At 72.2% G+C, this 3803-nt stretch carries 3 protein-coding genes; all 3 read left to right on the plus strand.

Annotation, left to right across the window (positions count from 1 at the left end; genetic code table 11):
• Nucleotides 1-45 precede the first annotated feature (45 nt).
• The 3 genes from G6R25_RS22415 to G6R25_RS22425 all read left to right on the plus strand — a co-directional run bounded on the left by G6R25_RS22415 (nucleotide 46) and on the right by G6R25_RS22425 (nucleotide 3659).
• Nucleotides 46-1326 carry an MFS transporter gene (locus tag G6R25_RS22415; protein WP_235949448.1) on the plus strand — a complete coding sequence of 427 codons (1281 nt, stop codon included), beginning with the start codon at nucleotides 46-48 and terminating at the stop codon, nucleotides 1324-1326.
• Between the two features lie 104 nt (nucleotides 1327-1430).
• On the plus strand, nucleotides 1431-2678 hold the full coding sequence (locus G6R25_RS22420) for a glycosyltransferase family 4 protein (RefSeq protein ID WP_163554473.1): 1248 nt from the start codon (nucleotides 1431-1433) through the stop codon (nucleotides 2676-2678).
• A 39-nt stretch (nucleotides 2679-2717) separates the two neighbouring features.
• The gene (locus tag G6R25_RS22425; RefSeq protein WP_163554474.1) at nucleotides 2718-3659 is read left to right on the plus strand and encodes a beta/alpha barrel domain-containing protein; all 942 of its coding nucleotides are present in this window, start codon (nucleotides 2718-2720) and stop codon (nucleotides 3657-3659) included.
• Nucleotides 3660-3803: the final 144 nt, after the last annotated feature.

The following is a 3803-nucleotide window of genomic DNA, read 5'->3' on the forward strand; positions in this document are numbered from 1 at the left end:
GGGAATCCCCCGCCTTCAGGCGGAGGAGGATGTCAACCGGTTCGGCTGCTCGCTGTCCTGACGGCCGCGACGCTGCTGCAGTGGCTGGGCTCCTTCGCCATCGCTCCGCTGCTGCCGCTCTACCTGCAGGACCGGCACATTTCCGCCGCCGGCGTCGGGGTCGTGATGGCGGCGTTCTTCCTCGGCGCGTTGCTGTCGCAGTATGCCGCCGGGCGGACGGCGGCGACTCGTGGCCACCGCGGGGTGCTGCTCGCCGGGCTCGCCGCCTACGCCGCCGGATGCGTCGGCCTGTTCGCCTCGACGGGGGTCGGGATGGACGCGGCCATGCGCGTGCTGCAGGGCGCGGGCGCGGGGGCGTTCGAGGTCGCCGCGCTGACCGCGGTCGCCGCCACGGTCGCCCCCGGTTTTCGGGGGCGCGCGTTCAGCGCCATCTACACCGGACAGCTTCTCGGCCTCGCGATCGGCCCGCTGGTCGGCGGCATCGCCGGCGAGCACCGGATGCACCTGGTGTTTCTGTCCAGCGGCGCGGCCGCCGTGCTGGCGTCGTTGCCGGTGCTGTGGCTCCTGCCCGCCGGCGCCCACGCCGGGCCAGCTCTCGCCGCTCCCGCTGCGCTCACTGCGCTCACCATTTCCGACACCACCGGGGGGAGCGGCGCCTCGGTGGTGGTGGATCGTGCCCGGCCGCCCCGACTGCTGCTGCGCCGCGGCGTCGTCGGACTGCTGCTCATCGCCGGCTGCGAAGGGCTGATCAGCGGCGTCTACGAGACGTGCTGGAGCCTGCTGATGGAGCGCGCCGGCGCGTCCACCATGCTGATCGGCCTCACCTTCACCCTCTTCGCGCTGCCGTACCTGGTCATCGCCTGGCCGGCCGGCTGGCTCGTCGACCGGTTCGACCGGCGCTGGCTGATCGGCGTCACCATGCTCGTCCTGTCCGTAACGGTCGCCAGCTACCCGCTTCTACGCTCGATCCCGCTCATCGTCCTGATGAGTTGTCTGGAGGCGGTGGGCCTCGCCGTGGCCTACCCCGCGGCGCAATCCCTGCTGGCTCAGGAGAGCGCCGCCGGTGACGGCACCGGCCGCGGCCAGGGCCTGTTCGCGACGACGCAGACCGGCGCAACCGTGTTTGCCGCCCTGGTCTCGGGGGTGCTGTTCGCGGCGGATCCCCGGCTGCCGTTCATGCTCGCCGCGATCGCGGCGCTGGTCACCGCTGTCCTACTACCGCCGCTGTGGCGAGACGTCGCCGGCACCGTGGCCCAGGCCCAGGCCGGGGCCGGGGCCCGTCAACGGCCAGGTCAGGGCGCACTTGGCGGTTCTTACCTTAGGTGAAGGTTAAGATCCTTAGCGTTTGCTAATCGGTGAAACCCCCTGCGGAGGGTCGATAGGTGGGCGCTAGGGTGGGCCATCCGGAGTTACCCCCGTGGGGGATGGGTATGAAGATCGTCTTCTTGTGCGAGCAGTACCCGCCGATCATTTGGGATGGGGCGGGTGTCTACACGCACGACATCGCTCACGCGCTGGTCGCGCTCGGCCATCAGGTCCATATCCTCTGCGCCCAGGGGCGTCGCCGAGCCGATGAGGATCATGACGGGGTCCAGGTGCATCGGCGTCCGTTGCTCCGGTTGCCGGTCAGTAGATATCTCGGGCCGCTGGGACGGTCGTTTCAGGGGAAGAACCATCCACGCGATTCGCTCTCCCTGCGAATGGTTCTCGCCGTGTCCTACGCTTTCTGGCTGCGTCGTCTCGAGCTGCACCCCGACGTCATCGAGACCCAGGACGGAGAGACCCGCGGTCTGCGTACCGCGCTGCGCCGCGACGTTCCCCTCGTGATCCACCTGCACACGCCGACGATGATGGACGTCCGCCTGCGCGAGGGCGAACTGCACGGCCGGGGCGCGCTGGCCGACCAGATCGATCGGTTCTCCGCGCTGCGCGCCGACGCGCGGACGGCGCCGTCCGCGCTGATCGTCACCACCCTGCGCGACTTCGGCTGGCTGAAGACGAACACCGACGCCGACGTCATCCCCTACCCGTTCGACCGATTCGCGTACACCGCCGTGCCGCCGCCGCGGCAGACCGGTCCCACGCTGCTCGTCGTCGGCCGGCTCGAATGGCGCAAGGGCCTCGACGTGCTGATCGAGGCCGCCGCGCTGCTCGGGGAGCGCGGCGTCAAGCCGACGGTGGTCTTCGCGGGCCAGTCGTCCGGCCTCATCGACGACATCCCGACCGGCACCTGGCTGGCGCGTCGCGCCGCCGAGCTCGGTGTCACCTGCCGCTTCGCGGGCCACCTCACCCGGCCCGAGCTCGTCAAGGCGTACGAGGAGGCGCGGGCGGTCGTCGTCCCGAGCCGGTTCGAGAGCTTCTCCATCGCCGGCCTGGAGGGGATGGCCTCGGGTCGGCCCGTCGTCGCGACCGCGACCACGGGCGTCGCGACCTGGGTGGCGAAGTGGGATGGCGGCACGGTCGTCCCACCGGAGGACGCACCCGCGCTCGCCGACGCGCTGGAGCCCTTCCTCACCGACCCGGAACTCGCCGCCGCCGTGGGTGCCCGCGGTCGGGTCGGCACCGAGGAGCTGGAGCCGAAGCGGATCGCGGCCCTGCGCGTCGCGGTCTACCAGAAGGCCATCGACCGGCACCGGACGCGCCGCCGCTTCGGCAGGAGGTCGCCGGCATCCGCCTGACCGGCGGGTGACGCGACGACGGCCCCTAGGCTGGCGGGCATGAGTGCTCTGGCGGGCGTCGCCCTGGAACACCCGGTCATGAACGCGGCCGGCACGTGCAAGTCGGTGGAGGATGTCGACGCCTTCGCTCGGTCCGCGGTCGCGGCGATCGTCGTCGGTTCGATCACCCGCCAGCCGCGGACCGGCAACGCGGGCAACGTCTACTGGCCCGGGCGGATCTACTCGATCAACGCACTCGGGCTACCCAACCGTGGCCTGGACTACTACGGCGCGCACCTGCCCCGGATGGTCGATCAGGCGCATGAGGCGGGCAAGCCGCTGATCGTCAGCGTCGCCGGGTTCGACGTCGGGGAGTACGCCGAGATCGCCGAGGTCGTCGCGGGAACCGGCGTCGATCTCATCGAGCTCAACCTGGCCTGTCCGAACGTCTGGGACGGCAGCGCCCAGAAGCGTATCGCCTGCTTCGACCCCGACCAGACCGCGGCGGTCTGCACCGCGGTCGGGGACGCACTGCTGGCGCGGGCCGCGGGCGACCCGGCCCGCCGAGTCCCGTACGGCGTCAAGATTTCGCCGTTCTCCGACCCGGCGGCGCTCGCCGAGCTCGCCGCGGCGCTCGCCGAACCCGCCGGCCGGCCCGGCGGCCCGCGGTTCGTCACCGCAGTGAACACCTTCCCCAACGCCCTCGTCATCGACGCCGGCAATCGTCCCGTCGTCGACGTGGAGCTGGCCGGGATGAGCGGACCCGCGCTCAAGCCGGTCGGGCTCGGCCAGGTGCGCCAGCTCCGCCGGCTGTTGCCGGACATCGTCGACGTCGTCGGGGCCGGCGGCGTCGGCGAGGGACGGGACGTCGCCGAGTACCTGCGGGCCGGGGCGGTGGCCGTGCAGGCGGCGACGGCGTTCTGGAACCGTGGCGAGGACCCGTCCGTGTTCGGGTCGATCCTCGCCGGCTGGATCGACCAGATGGATCCAGCCGCCCCCTGAACCAGGCGGCGGGCCCGGGCCCGCCGCGCTACCCTCGCCGACGCGATCGTCACTCCCGCTCCGCGGTGGGGCCGGGCTCAGCCGCCGGCGGCCAGGCTTCTCGGCGCGTGGGCGTCGGCGTGCTCGGCGGCGGGCTCCGTATCG

Source organism: Candidatus Frankia alpina (assembly GCF_902806485.1).
GTDB classification, from domain to species: domain Bacteria; phylum Actinomycetota; class Actinomycetes; order Frankiales; family Frankiaceae; genus Frankia; species Frankia alpina.

Coding starts and splice junctions, on each gene's coding strand:
- G6R25_RS22425 (WP_163554474.1), top strand. CDS start 2,718: ATGAGTGCTCTGGCGGGCGTCGCCCTGGAACACCCGGTCATGAACGCG.
- G6R25_RS22420 (WP_163554473.1), top strand. CDS start 1,431: ATGAAGATCGTCTTCTTGTGCGAGCAGTACCCGCCGATCATTTGGGAT.